Source organism: Methylocella silvestris BL2, from assembly GCF_000021745.1.
GTDB classification, from domain to species: Bacteria; Pseudomonadota; Alphaproteobacteria; order Rhizobiales; family Beijerinckiaceae; genus Methylocapsa; species Methylocapsa silvestris.
Genome location: NC_011666.1, coordinates 2,060,698 through 2,080,486, shown reverse-complemented (window position 1 = coordinate 2,080,486; position 19,789 = coordinate 2,060,698). Strand labels below are relative to the sequence as shown.

Sequence of the window (19,789 nt, the reverse complement as noted above, 5' to 3'; positions counted from 1 at the left end):
TGCGGCTACGGCGCCACTCAAGGATCATCGATGAGACCTGGACAGAACAACAAACAACGCATGCGTGGCCGGCCGAACAATAATCGCAAAGGTCCCAATCCTCTGACGCGCTCCTATGAGTCGAGCGGTCCCGACGTCAAGATTCGCGGCACCGCCCACCATATTGGCGAGAAATATCTGCAGCTCGCCCGCGACGCCCAATCGTCGGGCGACCCCGTCACGGCGGAAAGCTATCTCCAGCACGCCGAACATTATTTCCGCCTGATCGCGCTCGCTCAAGCGCAGCAGCAAGGCGCATCCGGCTATCAGCGCCAGCCCGGCGACGCCATGGCCGAGGAGATCGACGGCGACGATGATTTCGCCGCCCTGCCGGATCGTTTCGCGTCGCCGATCGAGCGCTTCGCCGCGCCGCAGCCGGCCTTTGCGCCGCAGCCCCCGGGGGGCGGCCCCCAGCCCGTCGCCGACCGGCCCTTCTATCCGACCAATGGCCAGGACCGGCAGCCGCAGGCGCCGCGCGTTGCGCCCTATCAGGAGAGGCAGCAGCAGGAGCCGCGCGCCTATCCCGATCGCTCCGGTCAGGATCGCCAGGATCGCAGTCAGGATCGGGGTCAAGATCGCAACCAGGATCGCAGTGGCGGTCAGGACCGATACCAGCCGGAACAGCGCGGCCCGAGAGATGTGTCGCCGCGCAATCAGCCTGCATCGTCCGATCAGGACAATCGCGCCTCGCGCCGCGGCCGTGAATTTCGCGGCGATCTGCCCCGCGACCCGCGGGCCGACCGGGCGCCCGTCGAAGAGGTTCAGCCGAACGGCCTGCCAGCCTTCATAACGGCCCCCGTGCGCCAGCCTTCCGAGACGCTTCCCGAATCGCTCGATCCGACCGCAGCGCTCGATAGTCTGGTTCCGATCAGCGAGGATCGCGCCGAGGCCGATCGCGAATCGAATGGCTTTCACCTGCGTCCGCGCCGCCGCCGTCGCAGCAAGGCCGAAATGGCGATCGATCAGGCGAACGAGGCGCATGATTCCAGCGACGAGCAATCGAGCGCCAAGGATCCTGTCGGCGACTGATGGGCGGGTTTCTCGCTCGTGCCGCTGGGGAGTCCGGCGCGTCGCGCCGGGCCCGCGTTGGCGGCGGGACGGGCTGTGGTGATTGCGGCGCGTCTGCCGCTGGTGAACGCACGCTCGGGGCCTGTTCCCACTGGACGTCAATCAATCTGATCGGCCGGGCTGCATCCAAACCCAAACATGCTTCGCGGCGCCGACGTCAGGTCGCCGCGAGGCGGCTTTGTCTGGCCGAGTTTTAGCCCGGATAACGGGCAAAAACCCTTCCGCTCAGGCTTTTCTTTCCTACATTTGACAAAGAACACGGCCGCGGTTTCGAGGCCAGTTAAGTCAAGCCGTGACGTCGCCGCCAGGGGCGTCACAGGCGGGGGAGATACAACAATGAATTTCGAAAAATATACGGAAAGGGCGCGCGGATTTGTCCAGAGCGCGCAGTCCCTCGCGATGCGCGAGGGCAATCAGCAGTTCACGCCCGAACATCTCCTGAAGGTGCTGCTCGATGACGAGCAGGGGCTGTCCGCCGGCCTGATCGACAAGGCGGGCGGACGCTCGCGCGACGCGCTTACCGCGACCGAACTGGCGCTGGCCAAATTGCCGAAGGTCGAGGGCTCCGGCGCAGGGCAGGTCTATATCACGCCGACGCTCGCCCGGCTGTTCGACAATGCCGAGAAGATCGCCGAAAAGGCCGGCGATTCCTATGTCACCGTCGAGCGGCTGCTGCTGGCGCTAGCGATGGAGAAAAATTCGGAAGCCGGGAAGATTCTCGAGCGCGCTGGCGCGACCCCGCAAAATCTCAACAAGGCGATCGAGGAACTGCGCAAAGGGCGCACCGCCGATAACGCAACGGCCGAAAACGCCTATGACGCCTTAAAGAAATACACCCGCGACCTTACCGAAGCGGCGCGGAGCGGAAAGCTCGATCCGGTGATCGGCCGCGACGAGGAAATCCGCCGCACCATTCAGGTGCTCTCGCGCCGCACCAAGAACAATCCGGTGCTGATCGGCGAGCCCGGCGTCGGCAAGACGGCGATCGTCGAGGGGCTGGCGCTGCGCATCGTCAATGGCGATGTGCCCGAAAGCCTGCGCGACAAGAAATTGCTCGCGCTCGACATGGGCTCGCTCATCGCCGGCGCCAAATATCGCGGCGAGTTCGAGGAGCGGCTGAAGGGCATTCTGACCGAAGTCACCTCTGCAGCGGGCGGCATCATCCTGTTCATCGACGAAATGCACACGCTCGTCGGCGCCGGCAAGGCCGATGGCGCGATGGACGCCTCGAACCTCCTGAAACCCGCGCTTGCGCGCGGCGAACTCCATTGCGTCGGCGCGACGACGCTTGAGGAATACCGCAAGCATGTCGAGAAGGACGCGGCGCTGGCCCGCCGTTTCCAGCCGGTGTTTGTCTCGGAGCCGACTGTCGCCGACACCATCTCGATTCTGCGCGGCCTCAAGGAGAAATATGAGCTGCATCATGGCGTGCGCATCACCGACGCGGCGATCGTCGCGGCGGCGACGCTGTCGCATCGCTATATCGCCGACCGTTTTTTGCCGGACAAGGCGATCGACCTCATCGACGAGGCGAGCGCGCGGCTGCGCATGGCGATCGATTCCAAGCCGGAAGAGCTCGACGAGTTCGACCGTCGCATCATCCAGCTCAAGATCGAGCAGGAGGCGCTGAAGAAGGAAACCGATTCCGCATCCAAGGACCGGCTGGTCAAGCTTGAAGGCGAACTCGCCGAGCTCGAGGAGAAGTCGGCTGCGCTCACCGCGCGCTGGCACGCTGAGAAGGACAAGCTCGGCTCCGAGCAAAAGTTCAAGGAACAAATCGAGGCGGCCCGCACGGAGCTGGCGCAGGCGCAGCGGCGCGGCGAATATCAGCGCGCCGGCGAACTGACCTATGGCGTCATTCCGGAGCTTGAGCGCAAGCTCGCGGAGATTGAATCCAAGCGCGGCGGCGTTCTCGTCGAGGAGGCCGTGACGCCGGAGCATATCGCGCAGGTCGTCTCGCGCTGGACCGGGATTCCGGTCGACAAGATGCTGGAGGGCGAGCGCGAGAAGCTGCTCAACATGGAGCACGCCCTTGCCGCCCGCGTCGTCGGCCAGGAGGAGGCGGTCAAGGCCGTCTCGACGGCGGTCCGGCGCGCCCGCGCGGGGTTGCAGGATCCCAATCGCCCGATCGGCTCCTTCATGTTCCTTGGGCCGACCGGCGTCGGCAAGACCGAACTGACCAAGGCGCTCGCCGCCTTCCTGTTCGACGACGAGAATGCGCTGCTGCGCATCGACATGTCCGAATATATGGAAAAGCACTCGGTCGCCCGGCTCATCGGCGCGCCTCCCGGCTATGTTGGCTATGAGGAGGGCGGAGCGCTGACCGAGGCGGTGCGGCGGCGGCCCTATCAGGTCGTGCTGTTCGACGAGATCGAGAAGGCGCATCCGGATGTGTTCAACATCCTTTTGCAGGTGCTCGATGACGGCCGCCTCACCGACGGACAGGGCCGCACGGTCGATTTCCGCAATGTGCTGATCATCATGACCTCGAATCTCGGGTCCGAATTCCTCGTGCTGCAAAAGGAAGGCGAGGATTCCAACGCGGTGCATTCCGAAGTCATGCAGGTCGTCAGGGCGCATTTCCGGCCGGAATTCTTGAACCGCGTCGACGAGATCATTCTGTTCCACCGGCTGCGCCGGCAGGATATGGGCGCAATTGTCGACATCCAGCTGAAGCGGCTCGACCGGCTGCTGGAGGATCGCAAGATCACGCTGGAGCTGACGCCGCAGGCGCGCGATTGGCTCGCTGAGAAAGGGTACGATCCTGCCTATGGCGCGCGGCCCCTGAAGCGGGTGATCCAGAAGGCGCTGCAGGATCCGCTTGCTGAGGCAATTTTGTCGGGAAAAATCCACGATGGCGAGCACGTGCGGATCGGCGCCGATGAGAAGGGGCTTTTGATCGGCGACGACGCGATCCGGGCAGCGGCTTAGCAAGGCGATTGCGTTAGATGGAATCGCGCAGCGTTTCCGTCTGAATTCTTGGTCGGGCAGCTTCGATTCCATAGCGTCAGGGAGGCGGGGCGTATGCCCCACGCTGGCCGCTCGAGTTATGGTGGCGAAGCGGGCTCCAAATGACTTAAATTGCCAGCCTGCACCCTCGTGAGTAGGGCGGAAGCATGAAGATTAGAAAAGACATCATTCGTGCGGCGATCAAGCTTGCTACCAGCTTCGATGGACAGCGAGTCGTTTACGCAAACGACCCAAAGCGCGCTGCGATCCTACGGGATAAGATCTATCGGGGACCGTCGCAGGACGCCCTGGCTTTCAAGACGGACATGTCGGCCGCACTAGGGATGGTTGAGGGTGGACGAATCAGACGAAGACGCCTTGCAGGCAGTGAGTCCGGAAAATCTGCCGGGGGTGCTAAAGCGATTACCGCCTGACGAGATATCCCGCCTTGTCTCCATCGGGGTGCTTACGGTCTCCAAGCAACATAACGGCCCGCTCCCGCCCGCTGAGGAATTCGCCCTCTACGAGCAGACTCACCAGGGAACTGCCGAGCGCATTCTCGCGTACATGGAGCGGGAGCAGACTTTCCGGCATGAACTGGCGCGCAAGGAGCAACGCGCGCTAAATTGGGAAACGATCCGCGGCCAAGTTTTCGGTTTCATCGTCATGGCTGGTTCGCTGGCGGCAGGCGTCTACTCTTTCGTGATCGGCGCGCACCCGGCCGTCACGATCGCTTTTGTCAGCGTCCCTGTTATCAGCGCGGTTAAGGCATTCATAGAGGGCCGGGCCAAGCAGGACGATTAGGCTTTGCTTATGCGCCTGCGGCGACAGCGCAACGGCCTGTGAATTACCCCGAAAAGCATTAAAAAACATGACCTTCACGCACGCTTGGTCTATAAGGGACGAGGCGTGGTTCCGCCCTGTCCAAGCGCGCCTAAAATCCTCGCAAAAACAATTGAAAGTCCGTTTCGCTCATGGTTGAACCCGCCGCCGCGTCGCCCGCCTTCATTCCCGCCGAGGCGGAAGCCTATTATGGCGCCGATTCGATCAAGGTGCTGCGCGGCCTCGACGCCGTCCGCAAACGGCCGGGCATGTATATCGGCGACACCGACGACGGCTCGGGCCTGCATCACATGGTCTATGAGGTCGTCGACAACGCCATCGACGAGGCGCTCGCGGGCCATGCGACGCGCGTCACGGTGACGCTCAACGCCGACGGCTCCGTCGCCGTGACGGATGACGGCCGCGGCATCCCGACCGACATCCACAGCGAAGAAGGCGTTTCCGCGGCCGAGGTCATCATGACCCAGCTGCATGCGGGCGGAAAATTCGACCAGAATTCTTATAAAGTCTCGGGCGGCCTGCATGGCGTCGGCGTTTCGGTCGTCAACGCCCTGTCGAGCTGGCTGAAGCTGCGCATCTGGCGCGACGGCAAAGAGCATCTGATCGAATTTGCCCATGGCGATGCCGTGACGCCGCTCAAGGTGACGGGGCCGGCGCCGACCCATGACGGAAAGCCGAAACGCGGCACCGAGGTGACCTTTCAGGCCTCACCCGAGACCTTCACCAAGGTCGATTATGATTTTGCGACGATCGAGCACCGCCTGCGCGAGCTTGCCTTCCTGAATTCGGGCGTCCGCATCGAGCTCACTGACGCGCGTGGCGCCGAGGTCCGCTCGGAGACGCTCTATTATGACGGCGGCCTTGAGGCCTTTGTGCGCTATCTCGATCGCGCCAAAACGCCGCTCATCGCCAAACCCATTCTGATCAAGGGCGAGCGGGAGGCGATCACCGTCGAGGTCGCGCTGTGGTGGAACGATTCCTACCATGAAAATGTGCTGCCCTTTACGAACAACATCCCGCAGCGCGACGGGGGCACTCATCTCGCCGCCTTTCGCGCGGCCTTGACGCGCCAGCTCACCGGCTATGCCGAACGCTCGGGCCTTCTAAAACGCGAAAAGGTGGATCTGACCGGCGACGATTGCCGCGAGGGCTTGACCTGCGTTCTTTCGGTCAAGGCGCCGGACCCGAAATTCTCCTCGCAGACCAAGGAGAAGCTTGTGTCCTCCGAGGTGCGGCCGGCGGTCGAGGGCCTCGTCAATGAAATGCTCGGCTCCTGGCTCGAGGAGCATCCCCAGGAGGCGCGCACCGTCGTCGGCAAGGTGATCGAGGCGGGGCAGGCGCGAGAGGCGGCGCGCAAGGCGCGCGAACTCACCCGCCGCAAGGGCGCGCTCGATATCTCCAACCTGCCCGGCAAGCTCGCCGATTGTCAGGAGCGCGATCCGGCGAAGTCCGAACTCTTTCTCGTCGAGGGCGATTCCGCCGGCGGCTCGGCCAAGCAGGGCCGCAACCGCGAATATCAGGCGGTGCTTCCCTTGCGCGGCAAGATCCTCAATGTGGAGCGCGCCCGCTTCGACAAGATGCTGTCCTCCCAGGAAATCGGCACGCTGATCACAGCGCTCGGCACAGGCATCGGCCGCGATGATTTCAACGTCGACAAGCTGCGCTATCACAAGATCATCATCATGACCGACGCCGATGTCGACGGCTCGCATATCCGCACTCTTTTACTTACGTTCTTCTTCCGCCAGATGCGCGAATTGATCGAGCGCGGCCATCTCTTCATCGCGCAGCCGCCGCTCTACAAGGTCAAGCGCGGCGGTTCGGAGCAATATCTGAAGGATGAGCGCGCCCGCGAAGATTATCTGATCGGCAATGGGCTTGAGGGCGCCGTGCTGCGCCTCGCCGACGGCGTCGAGCGCTCCGGCGCCGATCTGCGCGCGATCGTCGAGGAGGCGCGCACGGTGCGGCAGGTCCTCAGCGCGACACATTCGCGCTATGACCGCGCCGTCGTCGAACAGGCTGCGATCACCGGGGCGTTGCGGCCGATCGGTCCTGAGGATGAGGCGGGAGCCGAGGCGATCGCCGCCGAGATCGCCGGCCGGCTCGACGCGCTGGCCGACGATATGGAGCGCGGCTGGAGCGGCCGCGTCGTCAATGGCGGCTATGTGTTCAGCCGGCTGGTGCGCGGCGTGCGGCAGGCCGCGACGCTCGACGCCGGGCTGCTTGCCTCCAGCGAGGCGCGCCGTCTCAATGAGCACGCCGCCTCGCTGCATGACGTCTTCGCGCGGCCGGCTGTTTTCATGCGTCGCGCCGACCAGAGTCAGGCCTCGGGGCCGGGCGAGCTTTTGAGCGCTGTGATGGCTGCGGGCCAGAAGGGCATCTCGCAGATGCAGCGCTACAAAGGGCTCGGCGAGATGAACCCGGAGCAGCTATGGGAGACGACGCTCGATCGCGACGCCCGCTCGCTGTTGCAAGTCAAGATCAAGGAAGGCGACGACGCCGACGATATTTTTGTGAAGCTGATGGGCGACGTCGTCGAGCCGCGCCGCGAATTCATCCAGGAGAATGCGCTGAACGTGTCGAACCTCGACGTTTGAGCCGCCCTATGCGCCACGCGTCGCAAAACTCGGCGATCGGGCTTCGAGCGACGCCAAACGATCTTCGAGCCGCTTCAGATTGGTCGGGTCCAGTCGCGTCGCGCAGTTCGCAACGACGCGCCGACCGCACAGCGTGACCTCTTTGCGCATGCTGTCGTCATTGAGCGTGGCGGCAAGATCATCCATGGCGCGCAGCAACCGCAAGCTCACGGCGACGTCGTTCGCCGAATAGTGGCGGATCTGCTCGAAGGCCGTGTCGAGAAGATGCTTGAAGTCGGGCCAGGGGAGAATCACCCGCACGACATAGGGCGGATCGCTAAAGATGGTCGCTGGCGGGGCGCGCTCCGCCCAACGGATGAGTATGCTCGTTAGCTGATCGATGCAGTTGATCGCCGTGCTGGGATCATTGACCGCAGGCGAGATCGCCTTCAAGGCGATATCGACGATTTGTAGCACGCCGAACTCGACGTCCTGCTGCATCGTGCGCATTGGCCCGATGCCGAATGCCGATCGAAAGTCCCGATCGAGCTCCGCCGTCAGTCGGCTCTTATGCGACACCGTGAATAAGGGCGCGCCCTCGGGCGCGAAATGCCCGATCGGGCGCAGCACGCGAATGCGCAATTTATGCGCCTTGGCCAGTTTCAGCAGGCGGGTCGTGTCGATAAAGCAGATATAGCCGGATCGAACATTGAGAACGGCAAACTCGGTCTCCTCCGGCTCGAACTCCATATCCTCGCCCCGTGCGACGGCTCCGCGCTTCCGCGGCATGAGTTCGTCGATGACCCTCTCTGTCTCCCGCGCGATGCGATCGACGATATGATTGACGCTGACGGCGCGGGAAATGTGGTGGATGAAGTAAATGAGCCCCATCACGGAGGCGAGCGCAAGCGCCAGAGCGCCGGTTACCGTCGCCACCGGCGCGAAGGGTTGAGGCAGGCTGCGCGCGGCGGGCATCGCAGCCATGCAGTAAAGAAACGTGCCGAGGAAAACGCCGAGCGTCCACTGGGTCACGTGGTCGCGCACGAAATTGACCAGAATGCGCGGCGAGAATTGCATCGAGGCCAGCGTCAACGTCATCAGCAAAATCGCGAAAACGATTGAGACGACGGTCATGATCGAGCTTGCGATCGTGCTCAGCATGACCTGAGCGACCTGCGGATCGGCGTGCGACGGAAACAGCGCGTCGGGGACCCAGGCGCTGACGACAGGAAATCTCTCTTCGGCCGACGACAGGATCATTCCCGCGAGTCCGAGCGCGAGCGAGATGAGCAGCGGCCGGACCAAAAAGCCGCCGCGCAGCGCGTACATCGAGTTTCGGACAAAGATCGGCAGGCTCGTCTTCAAGGCTTTTCTCTGTGCGTGCCCCTTGGCGCTCCGTGCGCCGATAGCGGAAGCGAGACTATCAGATCGCCGGCGATGTCGCGCCGGGCCGACGTTCGAAAGGTCCTGCGCCGAGCGGTGGCTGGGGACGTCTGCTTATGAGGCCTTTATGAAATGGGAGCAGGTCAACGATCGATTTTTTATGGCGCGCGCCGCAAATTAGTTCGACTTCAAACCGAATGCGCTGGTCGCCGCGCTTTCGCCAGATTTCCGGCAGAGGGCGCGTCGACCAGAGGAAATAGGAGTTTCGATCCATGATGTGGAGTGCAATCTGCAACGCCTTCAGGCGGCTCGACGATCGCCTTTCCGACGGGGTCTATACGCATGGGCGCTACCTGACGGGCCAGGAAAAGATCGTCCGCCTGCATCCCCTCGCGAAAGCGGCAGTCGAACGCCTGAATCTCCCGGCTGGGTCGCTCTCGCGGATGAAGTCTTCCGATCGTGACGCGGCGCGAGATTTAATGCGCTAAGCTGCAGCCCTCTCGACGAGGGGCGAGACGGCCGCAATAGGCCAATCCAATCGGCTGCTCAAGACGCGAAACTAGGCTAACATAAAAAAGATGAAGCCAGCCTGGTTTGGAGCGCCGATCATGCCGCCAGAGACGAAGACATACCCGGTGACGCATAGTGAGGCAGAATGGCGCGCGCTGTTGACGCCAACGCAGTACCACATCATGCGCGAACACGGCACCGAGGCGCCGGGCAGCTGCGCCTTGAATTTTGAAAAGCGCGCTGGCGTTTTTGTCTGCGCCGGCTGCGAGCAGCCGCTCTTCGCGTCAACACTGAAGTTCGAGAGCGGCACCGGCTGGCCAAGCTTTAACGATCCGCTGGCGGGCGCCGTCGAGACCTCGGAAGACCGCAGCTACGGCATGCGCCGGACCGAAGTTCATTGCAGCCAGTGCGGCAGCCATCTCGGCCATGTTTTTCCCGATGGTCCGCCGCCCACGGGCCTGCGCTATTGCATCAATGGCGTCGCGATGAATTTTACGCCCGAGTGAGCGGGCGCCTCAAGGGATATACACCGCCTCGATGACCTTGAGCTGCTCCCCCAGCGGATCGGCCTCCATCCGCACAACCTCGGCCATCAGCTTGTCGCGGAATTTATAGGCGCGGCGCCAGCCGTCCTCGCTCGTCGGCGGCCAGGGCGTAAAGGTCTTCTTGTCGACCATCATGGCCTCACAGCGCAGCCGCGGGCCGGTGATGTTGCGGGCGATGATATACATACGCGCTCCTCAGGGTGGCGCGATCCTCACGGCGGCGCGAGGTTTTGCGCGCCGCCTTAGTCCGCAAAATAGTAGTCGCGCCGGGCGCGCCGGTAAACGCCTAACTGGGCGCTTCGCCCGAAGGGAAATAAGAAGGCCCGCGCCGAAGCGAGGCGAGCGGACTAGCGGCGGGGGCGCTTCGCCCGAAGGGAAATAAGAAGGCCCGCGCCGAAGCGAGGCGAGCGGACTAGCGGCGGGGGCGCTTCGCCCGAAGGGAAATAAGAAGGCCCGCGCCGAAGCGAGGGTTCCACTTTCCGGCGGCATGCTCTAATGGCGGGGGATCGAAATTGCATCCCTCCACCAGCGGATATTTTTCTCATGGCCGCACTGATCGATGGCCCGCGTCTTGCGGCGAAATCGCGAACAGCGAAGCAACTCGTCGTTTTTCTGCATGGTTACGGCGCCGACGGCACAGATCTGATCGAACTCGCGCGGCAATGGCAGCCTTTCATGCCGGACGCCGCCTTTGTCTCGCCGCATGCGCCCGACCCTTGCGTGCAGGCGCCGGGCGGACGGCAATGGTTTCCTCTGACCATGCGCGATCCGCAGGAGCGCTGGGCCGGCGTCAACAAGGCGGCGCCAACCCTTCAGGCGTTCCTCGACGCCGAGCTCGACCGCCATAAACTCGATGATTCGAAGCTGGCCCTTGTGGGCTTCAGCCAGGGGACGATGATGGCGCTCCATGTCGGGCTCCATCGCGCCCGGCCGCCCGCCGCCATCCTTGGCTACTCGGGGGAGCTCGTCGGTCCGGAGCATCTGCGAGAAGCGGCCGCCGCCGAGGCATTGAAGCCGGGGAGGAAGCGGCCGTCGATCCTGCTGGTTCATGGCAGCGAAGACGACGTCATCTCGCCCGAGGCGCTATTTCTCTCGGCGGAGGCGCTCGCCGGAGCCGACATCCCGTGCCAATGGCATTTTTCGTCGGGACTCGGCCATGGCATCGACGGCCCGGGGCTGAAGCACGGCGGGCTTTTTCTGGCGAACAGCTTCAAGATCAAGATCGACCCAGCGATCCGCGGCCGAATGTAATCAGCCGCGCGTCGAAACGGGCGCGCCGACCGGGTCGGCGGCTGGCGCGAATTGCGGCAGCGCCTCCTGCGCACGCTGCGTCGCCGGCACCGGGCGATACAGCTGCTTTGTCGCCTCGACGATCAGAACGCCGGCTCCGGGCAGGCCGAAGAAAGCGCCGATCTTCTCGAATATGACGCCGGCGCGCAGTAATGTTTTGTGCCGGAACGGCGGCGCATAAAGCGCCTCGGTCCAATGCGTCGGCGAAAACAGCGTGTCGCGCATCAAATCGCGCAGCTGACTGCGCGAGAAGGGCTGGCCGTGGCCGAATGGCGTGCGATCGAGTCGCGCCCAGAGGCCCGATCGGCTCGGCGCGACGATGATGACCCGGCCCCCGGGGGTCAGGACGCGCCAGATCTCGGTCAGGAGCTCGCGCGGATGTTCGGTCGTCTCGAGGCCGTGAATCAGGATCACCCGGTCGATCGAGGAGTCCGGCAGCGGCATCGCCGTCGTCTCGACCAGCGCCGAGGCGCAGGACGACGCGGCCGGCCAGTGGATGACGCCCTGCTGCGCCGGCATGAAGGCGAGCACCCGCACCGCCTCGTCGCGAAAAACGCCGAGATAGGGCGTGGCGTAACCAGCTCCGAGGATCGAATATCCCGCGCAGTTGGAAAACCGCTCCCGCACGATGCGGGCGATCAGCCGGCGGGCGAGATCGCCCGCGGGCGAAGCATAGAAGGAGCGCAGATCGATGACATCGAGCGACATGGCCTGCCGGGCGTAAGGAATTATGGGCAAAAGCCCGCCCGCAATCATTAGGCCTAGCCCACGAAAAATAAACCCTTACCCTTTGCGGGCGCAGAGCTTGCGCACATTCTATCGCCTTTGGTTGCGGTCCTGTGGTTTGACGCCGAAGCCAGGCGTGGCAAACTCGCGCGGCAACGGGAATGCGCGCGGAACAGCAGCGCAGGAAAGCAGGCAATGGCGCCCCATATCCATCAATTCATCTGCCTTAGCGATAATTTCGGCGTGCTGGTGCACGATCCCGAGACGCGCGCGACCTGCGCGGTCGACGCCCCCGACGGCGCGCCCATTCTCGCCGCGCTCGCGGCGCGCGAGTGGGAGCTGACCGATATTCTTCTGACCCATCACCACGCCGACCATGTCCAGGGGGTCGGCGCGCTGAAAGCCGCCTTCCCGAAAGCGCGCGTGGTGGGCCCGCTGAAGGAAGCGGAAAAAATAGGGGGTCTCGATCTCAAGGTCGGCGAGGGCGATCTCGTCATGGTCGGTTCGCTGGCCGCCCGTGTGATCGCGGTCCCAGGCCACACCAGCGGGCATGTCGCTTATTGGTTCGAAGAGGAAGATCTTGCCTTTGTCGGGGACACGCTGTTTGCGATGGGCTGCGGGCGGGCGTTCGAGGAGCCGCCGGACGTGCTGTTTCATTCGCTCTCGAAGCTCGCCGCGTTGCCGGACGAGACGCAGGTCTATTGCGGCCACGAATATACACTCGCCAACGCCAAATTTGCACTGTCGGTCGAACCCGGCAACACGCTTTTAAAAGAACGCGCCGGGGAAGTCGCAGCGCTGCGCGCCGCCGGCAAATTCACCCTGCCGACGACGATCTCGATCGAGCTTGCGACCAATCCGTTTTTGCGCGCCGAGGAGCCCGAGCTTCAGGCCGCGGTCGGCATGCCGGGCGCCGATCCGGCTGCGGTATTTGCGGTGCTGCGCGAGCGCAAGAACCACGCATGAGCGGGCCGCCGCCGAGCGACTGCGAGGCCGCGAGCGCCGATGAAATCATCGCGCGGCTTGAGCTCGCGCCCCATCCCGAAGGCGGCTGGTACAAGGAGACGTTTCGCGATCAGGCGACGGACGCATCCGGGAGGGCGGCCTCAACCCTGATCTATTTCTTGCTGCGGGAAGGCGAGAGATCAAACTGGCACCGAATCGACGCCGCGGAGATCTGGCACTTTTATGCCGGAGCTCCGCTCGCCCTCAGCCTGTCGCAAAGCGGCGAAACGGTCGACCGTCATATTCTCGGCAGGGAGCTGCTCAAAGGCGAGCGGCCACAGTTGATCGCGCCAGCGGGGTGGTGGCAGAGCGCGGCGAGCCTTGGACGATGGACGCTGGTTGGATGTTCCGTCGCGCCGGGATTTGAATTTTCCCGCTTCGAACTCGCGCCGGCGGGATGGCGGCCCGCTGCGGGCGAGGGGTGATCGATTCCAATTATTTAGCGCATGCTGCCGGTCTGAAACGCCTGCGGCTTCTTTGCCTTCATGCCGCAAACGCTCAGAACTGGTAGCGCATGCCGGCGACCACGGCGTAGCCCTCAATTTTTTCGCCAAAGCGGTAGTCGCCGCGCAGGAAGCCGAGCAGGCCGGTTTTCAGCACCTGTCCGGACACGCCGACGCCGACCTGACCGAAGGTTCCGATCCGCGTGACGCTCAGCGGCACGGACGACGCGCCGGCCGAAAACGTCGTATTGGTGTCGCCGGCGAATTCGCGCCATACGCTGCCGGTCACGAAGGGCTGAAGCGCGAGTTCGGCCTGCTCGAACACATAGGTTGTGCCGACGCGGGCGCCGGCGCGTCCGAGGGCGCTTTCGAAGGGATTGAAATCAAGCGTGCCGAACGAGGTTCCGCTGGGATCAAGCCCGACGCGCAGGCTGTCCATATGCAGGCTCGAATACATGAAGGCGACGGAGGGCTCGATGAACCAGGCCGACGGAAGATCGAAGCGGTAGCCGGCCGAGGCGTTGGCCGCGACGGCCGTGCCGCTAAGCCCGGAGTTGTTGAGGAAGGCCGCCGGATTGGTGAGATTCAAGGCGTAAAAGTCTTCGCGCAGCTGGGCGTCGACGAAGAAATTATGACCGGTGACGGCGGCGTATATGCCGATGAAGGGCACATTCGCCTGGCTCGTGATGTTGCTGAGGATCAGATCGTTCGTGCGCAGGCTGACGAGGCCCGCGGTGACGCCAAGATGGGTGTTCCACCCCGTCCCCTCCACATTAGCGACGCCGAGGTCGACGCCGGTCTGGAAACCGTCGAAGTCGGCGCGCACTTTGGCCGGAGAGGAGGCCGCGCCTGTCGCGTTGAAGGCGGTCGTCGTCGAGGAGATGTCGTTGCGGCCGTTGGCGAGGCGGATCCACAGGCCGCCGTTCCACTGGTTCTTGCCGGGATCCGGCGGCTCCGAAAGAAAGGCGCTGGCGTTCTGGAAGAAGCCCGTATTCAGGGCCGTCAGCATAGCGTCAATGCTGGTCGGGGTGGCTGAGGCGACGCTGGTGTTGACCGTGGAGGCGAGGCTGAAGGTGTTGCCCGATTGTAGAATTGTATAGTCGATGATGCCCGGAGTCTGGGCGGCGGCGACGGTGGCCCCGCCGGCGAGATTTGTTGCGGTCAAGATCGGGATCGGCGTCGAGATCAGCCCGGCGGCGCCGACATTGGCGACCGAAATCAAGTTCGTTCCGGTGAGCTGCGAAACAGTCAGCCTGTCGGCCGTTCCTGCGACGGAGTTAACGTCGATGGCGAGGGCGCCGCCTTGGCCGTTGAGAGTGGTCGTCGCCCAATTTGTCACGCCGATGGCGCTATTGACGAAGCTTAACGTTCCGGCGTTGTTGATGTTGGTCAAGCCGGTCGGGCTGATCGGGCCGGCCGAACCCCGGATCGTGCTGCCGGCGCCGACATTGATCGTCGCCAGACCATTGGCCACGGACGTCCGCAAGCCAAAGCCATCGTTGCCGGTGACGTCGCCGACGGTCGAGATCGTGATGTTGCCGGCGCCGACCGTTGTCGCGGTGACGCCGTCAAGGGCGCCGACGATGAATCCGCTTCGGTTGATCGTGATATTGCCGCCGTTCGCCACCGCATTGATGCCGGGGCCGTTGATGAGATCGATGGTGTTTCCGGAGCCCGAAACCGTGATGTCGCCCGTGCCGGCGCTGAGCGCGGTGATGCCGCCGGCCAAAACGGTTCCCGCCCCGCCGATGTTGATATTCCCGGCGCCGGTGGATCTTACTGCGATGTCGTAAAAAGACGCGGGAGTGGTGGTCCTGACGTCGCCGTTGAAAGTGATATTGGCGTCGCCATCGACCACGGTGACGTTGATGCCCTCGAGAAGACCCGAGACGAGCGTTCCAGGCGCCGTCGTAATGCTGACGCCGCCAGCGCCGCTGGCGATGGCGCTGATGCCGTTTCCGGAGAGCCCGATGATATTCGCGTTAAGTCCGCCGCCGACGGAGTTCTGGCCGATTCGAATGTCAGCGCCGTTCAGCGAAAGGACCTGAACGGCCGTGCCGACGCCAATGATCGAACTCGGCGCGCCGGTATTGGCGGTGTCGAGGCCGAAAAAGGTTCCCGCCGGGCCGGTGACGAAGATCGGCAGGTTCGCGGTGAGGTTGATGGTCGCCGCGTTTCCATCGGCGCCGAGAATCAATTGCGTGCTGATCGGCACCGCCGGGACGGGAAGAGAACCGACTGTCGTGTTGCCGATGCATTCGACGGTGTCGAGGGTCGGCGTCGCCGACGTCAAGGCGCAAGCCGCAAGCGCCTGCGAGGCTGGCAGAAGAAGAGGCAGCGCGACGCCTCCAAGTAAAATGGCGGCCAGGCTTTTCAAATTGAAGTTGCTATCGCTCATCGAAATGACCTCACCCGCCAATTGTGAATTAGTAGCTTACACGCATTGTTGAACGCAATCGGCCGACCGCCGCAGGATCTTCCGGCCGACCGCGCGGCTCGTCGCGCGCTGAAAACGCCCGGAGGGAATAACACCCGTATTAACAATTGGCTGACAGCTGTTTGCGCGCGGCGGCGCGCGATCCGGCCGCTGTTTGCGGCCGCGCTATTTCGGGCCCTGTTGCGCTGACGCCACAGGCTGGGCGCCCAGGCGCGCCTATTCGGCGGCGATCTCCTGCCGCAGCGGCGTCGCGGCGCCCTGCGGGCGGTTCTTGGCTGAATAATGAGACGCATTGCTGCGGCCGGAGCAGGCGTCGCGCGCGAACATGATGAGATGATGCGCGACCAGGCCGACGCTGATCACCGGCTCGATCTTGCCGCGAATCAATCGGCCGAGCGCGAACGTCCAGAAGGCGCGCCTGTAGCCGCCGCGCAGGCCAACATGCCAGAACAGCTTTGCAAGGATGATCACGGCCATGCGGATGTTGCGCGGCGACAGGCGCTGGCGGCTCCATGGCCGCGGCAGCCGGTTCGGCCGCGTCGCGCGCATTTGATGCGCGTAGCGGGCGAAAAGCGCCTCCGGCGTATACGCCTTCTCCATGCAGCGGCGCCACATGGCGAGCACCTCGTCATAAGGCAGCGCGAAATCGACATTCGACTCGCGGTCGGCGTCGTCGAGAAGGCGTCCATCCCGTTCGAGGCGGTCCCACAATGGCGTTTTCGGCAGCGCCTGCAAAAGATTGATGGTCGCCAGCGGGATGTTCGACTGTTCGAGGAATTCGAGAATTCGATCGCCGCTTTCGGCCGTGTCGGTGTCGAGGCCGAGGATGATGCCGGTCACGACCTCCATGCCGTGATCGTTGATGGCCTTGACCGACTCGAGGATCGGCCGGACCATATTGTGCGATTTCTGAATCGCTTGCAGCGCCTCGGGCTCGGGCGTCTCGATGCCGCAGAAGATCGTGTCGAACGCCGCCTCGCGCATTAGCTTCAGGATGTCCGGCGAGCGGGCGATGTTGAGGGTCGCCTCGCAGGACAGGCTCACGGCATAGCCGTTGCGGTTCTGCCATGCGACGAGGTGCGGCAGAAGGTCGAGCAGAGCGCGTCGGTTGCCGACGAGATTGTCGTCGACGAAATAGATCGAGCCGTTGACGCCGCAGGCGAGCAGCTTGTCGAGCTCGCCGACGACCTGCGCCGGCGTCTTCAGGCGCGGCACGCGGCCATAAAGACCGGGGATGTCGCAGAATTCGCAGGTATAGGGGCAGCCGCTCGAAAACTGGATGCTGCCGAGGAAATAGCGATCGATCGCGGCGAGCTCATAGGCCGGCGCCGGAAACTCGGCCAGCGGCCGGCGGTCCTTCGTCTTGAGGATGATCTGGCGCGGCGGACGCGAGACGTCGCGCGCGATGAGTTCGATCAGCGCTTCGGTCGCGTCGCCAAGCTCGCCGACATGGAGATAATCGAACGCGGGATATTGCTCCGGCGCGGCGGAGACTGAGGGGCCGCCGAGAGCGACGGGCTTGCCCTGTTCGTGGGCCCGCGCGCAAATATCCTCCATTTGGCGGCGCTGAATATGCATGCCGCTGACGAACACGGCGTCGGCCCAGGCGAAGTCGGCGGCGCTCGCCCGCTTCATATTTTCGTCGATGAAGCGGACTTGCCAATGTTGCGGGAGCGCCGCGGCGATCACGAGCAGCCCCTGCGGCGGCATGAAGGCCTTGACGCCCGGCGTCAGCGAATGGGCGTATTCGAAGGTGCCGAATGAGGGAACATAATGCGGAAAGACGCACAGGATGCGCCGTTCGGCGCCTGCGGCGGCGGGCGCGAAGTCCGCAAGCGGCCGGACATTGGAAGGCAAGCTCGCGCTCTCAGTCAAAGGGCTGTCAGCCTTTCGTTGTCAATTCGCGCAGGGCCGCCGGGGCGCCTGTCATGCCGGCCCGCAAACAGCGCAAGCATTCGAGGCGAAGTGGCGGCCATGAAGGCGGCGAAGATATGATCGCCGGACGGAATTGAAGGATGCGCCTCAAATCCGGCTCCAATTCTGACCCGCCGCCTGCGGTTCATCCGCGCCGTTTCGTTGCGCGGATAGTCAACTGATTCGCAAAGCCTATCGTCTGCGGGCCGGAAGTAAAGCTTCGCCGCGAGCCTGCCGGCGGCTCATTTGCGCCGCCGTTTTGCTTTGGCCGCGTGACGCAGCGCAACAACGCCGCGGCGCCGCATGGACATTCGCGCGGCGCATGTTAGCCTTTCCGAAACGCCGCTATTTCCGCCGCTTCCGCTTCCGGCGCCTTCGGGCGCAAAGATCATCGCGTCGTCCCGCCTCCATGCGCTTTCCCATTTTGCTGCTATTGCTGAGCCTTGTCGCCGCGCTCGCCTCCGGCGTCCGCCCGGCGGGGGCGGCGGAGGGCGCCGGCAAGGGCGTCGCGCTTCTCATCGCCAACGCCGCCTATTCCGGGGGACCGGCCTCTGCGACAGTCGTCGCCGGCGCGCAAAATCTGGCGCGCGAACTGTCCCGCCTCGGTTTTGCCGTGACGACCCGGTCCGATCTCGACCGGGCGGCGATGCGGCGCGCGATCGACGGCTTCATCGCCCGGATCACGCCAGGCAGTCCGGCGTTGTTTTTCTTCGCGGGCTATGGCGTCGAGGCAAAGGGATCGAGCTATCTCATTCCAGTTGACGCCGGAATATGGACGGAGGCCGACGTTCGCAAGGAAGGCGTCGGCGTTGACGGCGTTCTCGCGGCGATGGCCAAGGCCGGCGCAAAGCCGAATGTGATGATCCTCGACGCCTCCCGCCGCAACCCGTTCGAGCGGCGCTTCCGCAGCTTTTCGGCGGGGCTCGGCGTGATCGACCCGCCGCCGCAGACGCTGCTTTTTTCCGCCGCCGAGCCGGGCAAGGTCGTCGGCGATCAGGACAGCGAGAGCTCCGTTTTCATCGCCGAATTGATCAAGGAGCTGAGCGCGCCCGACTCCACCGCCGACGATGTTTTCAATCGCACGCGCCTTGGCGTTTCCCGCGCGACCAACGGGCAGCAGGCCCCGGTGATGAAATCGACGCTGACCGAGCCCTTTTTCCTCTCGGCGCAGAGCGCGGCCGGCGCAGGCTTCGCCGATGAAGCGCCGGGCCTTGAGGCAGATGGCGCGGCGTTCGGGCCTCCCTTGGACAAGCGGCCCGGCGCCGTCTTTCGCGACTGCGCCGCCTGTCCGAGCCTCGTCATTGTTCCCGCAGGCGCATTCACCATGGGCTCCGACGATTTCGAGGCGGAGCAGCCGGCCCATTCCGTCTCGATCGCAAAGCCTTTCGCGATGGGCCGGTTTGAGGTCACCAACGCGCAATGGGACGCCTGCGTCACTGGCGGCGGATGCGGCGGCTGGCGTCCGCCAGATCGCGGCGCAAGCGGGGGCGGCGTCCCCGTCAGCGAGGTGAGCTTTGTCGACGCAGGCCGCTATCTCGACTGGCTGTCGCATAAGACCGGCCGCGCCTATCGCCTGCCGAGCGAAGCCGAATGGGAATATGCCGCCCGCGCGGGAACGACGAGCCGCTTCTGGTGGGGCGATGAGGTGGGGACCGATCACGCCAATTGCCGCGGCTGCGGCGGCCCGGGGCGCCCGCTCGCCGCCGGCTCCTATCCGGCCAATCCATTCGGCCTTTACGACACCGCCGGCAATATTGCCGAATGGACGGCCGATTGCTGGACCGCCTCCTATGCCGGCGCGCCGCGCGACGGCTCGGCCGTCAGGGCCCCCGCGGGCGGGGGGGCGTGCAAGCAGCGCGTCGTGCGCGGCGGCTCATTCGACGCCGGCGCGCGCTACGTGCGTTCGGCCTCCCGCTTTCTCTACGATGCGGAGCTTCGCTATTATACGAATGGCTTTCGCGTCGTGCGCGATCTTCCCTGATCGCGATCGTCCATCATCGAAGGTGACGACAGGCCGCTAAAGCCGTTTAATGCGCCGATTCGTCCTGTGAAGACCCGATC

At 64.2% G+C, this 19,789-nt stretch carries 15 protein-coding genes; 10 read left to right on the top strand and 5 right to left on the bottom strand.

All coding sequences use genetic code 11. The features are described from left to right. Positions 1-30 precede the first annotated feature (30 nt). From MSIL_RS20175 to gyrB, 4 genes are all read left to right on the top strand, one after another. The gene (locus MSIL_RS20175) at positions 31-1,068 is read left to right on the top strand and encodes a DUF4167 domain-containing protein (protein WP_012590923.1); all 1,038 of its coding nucleotides are present in this window, start codon (positions 31-33) and stop codon (positions 1,066-1,068) included. Between the two features lie 375 nt (positions 1,069-1,443). Beyond that, positions 1,444-4,038, top strand: a complete 2,595-nt coding sequence (gene clpB / locus MSIL_RS09735) for an ATP-dependent chaperone ClpB (protein ID WP_012590922.1) — start codon at positions 1,444-1,446, stop codon at positions 4,036-4,038. 372 nt (positions 4,039-4,410) lie between these two features. Further along, positions 4,411-4,860, top strand: coding sequence for a DUF2335 domain-containing protein (locus MSIL_RS20170; protein ID WP_012590921.1), 450 nt, complete (start codon positions 4,411-4,413; stop codon positions 4,858-4,860). A 170-nt stretch (positions 4,861-5,030) separates the two neighbouring features. After that, a complete protein-coding gene (gene gyrB, locus MSIL_RS09725) occupies positions 5,031-7,496 on the top strand; it encodes a DNA topoisomerase (ATP-hydrolyzing) subunit B (RefSeq protein WP_012590920.1) in 2,466 nt (821 codons plus the stop codon). Positions 7,497-7,502: 6 nt separating this feature from the next. Here the strand turns inward: gyrB and MSIL_RS09720 are convergent, their stop codons facing one another. After that, a complete protein-coding gene (locus MSIL_RS09720) occupies positions 7,503-8,840 on the bottom strand; it encodes a DUF2254 domain-containing protein (protein WP_012590919.1) in 1,338 nt (445 codons plus the stop codon). A 290-nt stretch (positions 8,841-9,130) separates the two neighbouring features. Here MSIL_RS09720 and MSIL_RS21665 point away from each other — a divergent pair, with 290 nt between their 5' ends. Both MSIL_RS21665 and msrB read left to right on the top strand, forming a co-directional pair. Next, a complete protein-coding gene (locus MSIL_RS21665) occupies positions 9,131-9,346 on the top strand; it encodes a hypothetical protein (RefSeq protein WP_012590918.1) in 216 nt (71 codons plus the stop codon). 120 nt (positions 9,347-9,466) lie between these two features. Continuing rightward, positions 9,467-9,874 carry a peptide-methionine (R)-S-oxide reductase MsrB gene (gene msrB / locus MSIL_RS09705; RefSeq protein WP_012590917.1) on the top strand — a complete coding sequence of 136 codons (408 nt, stop codon included), beginning with the start codon at positions 9,467-9,469 and terminating at the stop codon, positions 9,872-9,874. Positions 9,875-9,883: 9 nt separating this feature from the next. Here msrB and MSIL_RS09700 read toward each other — a convergent pair whose 3' ends face one another. Beyond that, positions 9,884-10,099, bottom strand: coding sequence for a hypothetical protein (locus tag MSIL_RS09700; protein ID WP_012590916.1), 216 nt, complete (start codon positions 10,097-10,099; stop codon positions 9,884-9,886). Positions 10,100-10,456: 357 nt separating this feature from the next. On the opposite strand from MSIL_RS09700, the gene MSIL_RS09695 reads away from it, so the two are divergent. Beyond that, entirely contained in the window at positions 10,457-11,164 is a 708-nt protein-coding gene (locus tag MSIL_RS09695; protein ID WP_012590915.1) for an alpha/beta hydrolase, read from the top strand. Here MSIL_RS09695 and MSIL_RS09690 read toward each other — a convergent pair whose 3' ends face one another. Continuing rightward, the gene (locus tag MSIL_RS09690; RefSeq protein ID WP_012590914.1) at positions 11,165-11,911 is read right to left on the bottom strand and encodes a class I SAM-dependent methyltransferase; all 747 of its coding nucleotides are present in this window, start codon (positions 11,909-11,911) and stop codon (positions 11,165-11,167) included. A 213-nt stretch (positions 11,912-12,124) separates the two neighbouring features. Here MSIL_RS09690 and gloB point away from each other — a divergent pair, with 213 nt between their 5' ends. Both gloB and MSIL_RS09680 read left to right on the top strand, forming a co-directional pair. After that, complete coding sequence (gloB, locus tag MSIL_RS09685) at positions 12,125-12,895, top strand: hydroxyacylglutathione hydrolase (protein WP_012590913.1); 771 nt, start codon at positions 12,125-12,127, stop codon at positions 12,893-12,895. After that, on the top strand, positions 12,892-13,359 hold the full coding sequence (locus MSIL_RS09680) for a cupin domain-containing protein (protein ID WP_012590912.1): 468 nt from the start codon (positions 12,892-12,894) through the stop codon (positions 13,357-13,359). Before gloB ends, MSIL_RS09680 begins: the two co-directional genes overlap by 4 nt. Positions 13,360-13,432: 73 nt before the next feature. Here the strand turns inward: MSIL_RS09680 and MSIL_RS09675 are convergent, their stop codons facing one another. Both MSIL_RS09675 and MSIL_RS09665 read right to left on the bottom strand, forming a co-directional pair. After that, positions 13,433-15,775, bottom strand: coding sequence for an autotransporter domain-containing protein (locus MSIL_RS09675; RefSeq protein ID WP_012590911.1), 2,343 nt, complete (start codon positions 15,773-15,775; stop codon positions 13,433-13,435). Positions 15,776-16,030: 255 nt separating this feature from the next. Next, positions 16,031-17,671, bottom strand: a complete 1,641-nt coding sequence (locus MSIL_RS09665; protein ID WP_012590910.1) for a B12-binding domain-containing radical SAM protein — start codon at positions 17,669-17,671, stop codon at positions 16,031-16,033. A gap of 466 nt (positions 17,672-18,137) precedes the next feature. Here MSIL_RS09665 and MSIL_RS20165 point away from each other — a divergent pair, with 466 nt between their 5' ends. Beyond that, positions 18,138-19,709, top strand: coding sequence for an SUMF1/EgtB/PvdO family nonheme iron enzyme (locus MSIL_RS20165; protein WP_012590909.1), 1,572 nt, complete (start codon positions 18,138-18,140; stop codon positions 19,707-19,709). The last annotated feature ends 80 nt before the right edge of the window (positions 19,710-19,789 follow it).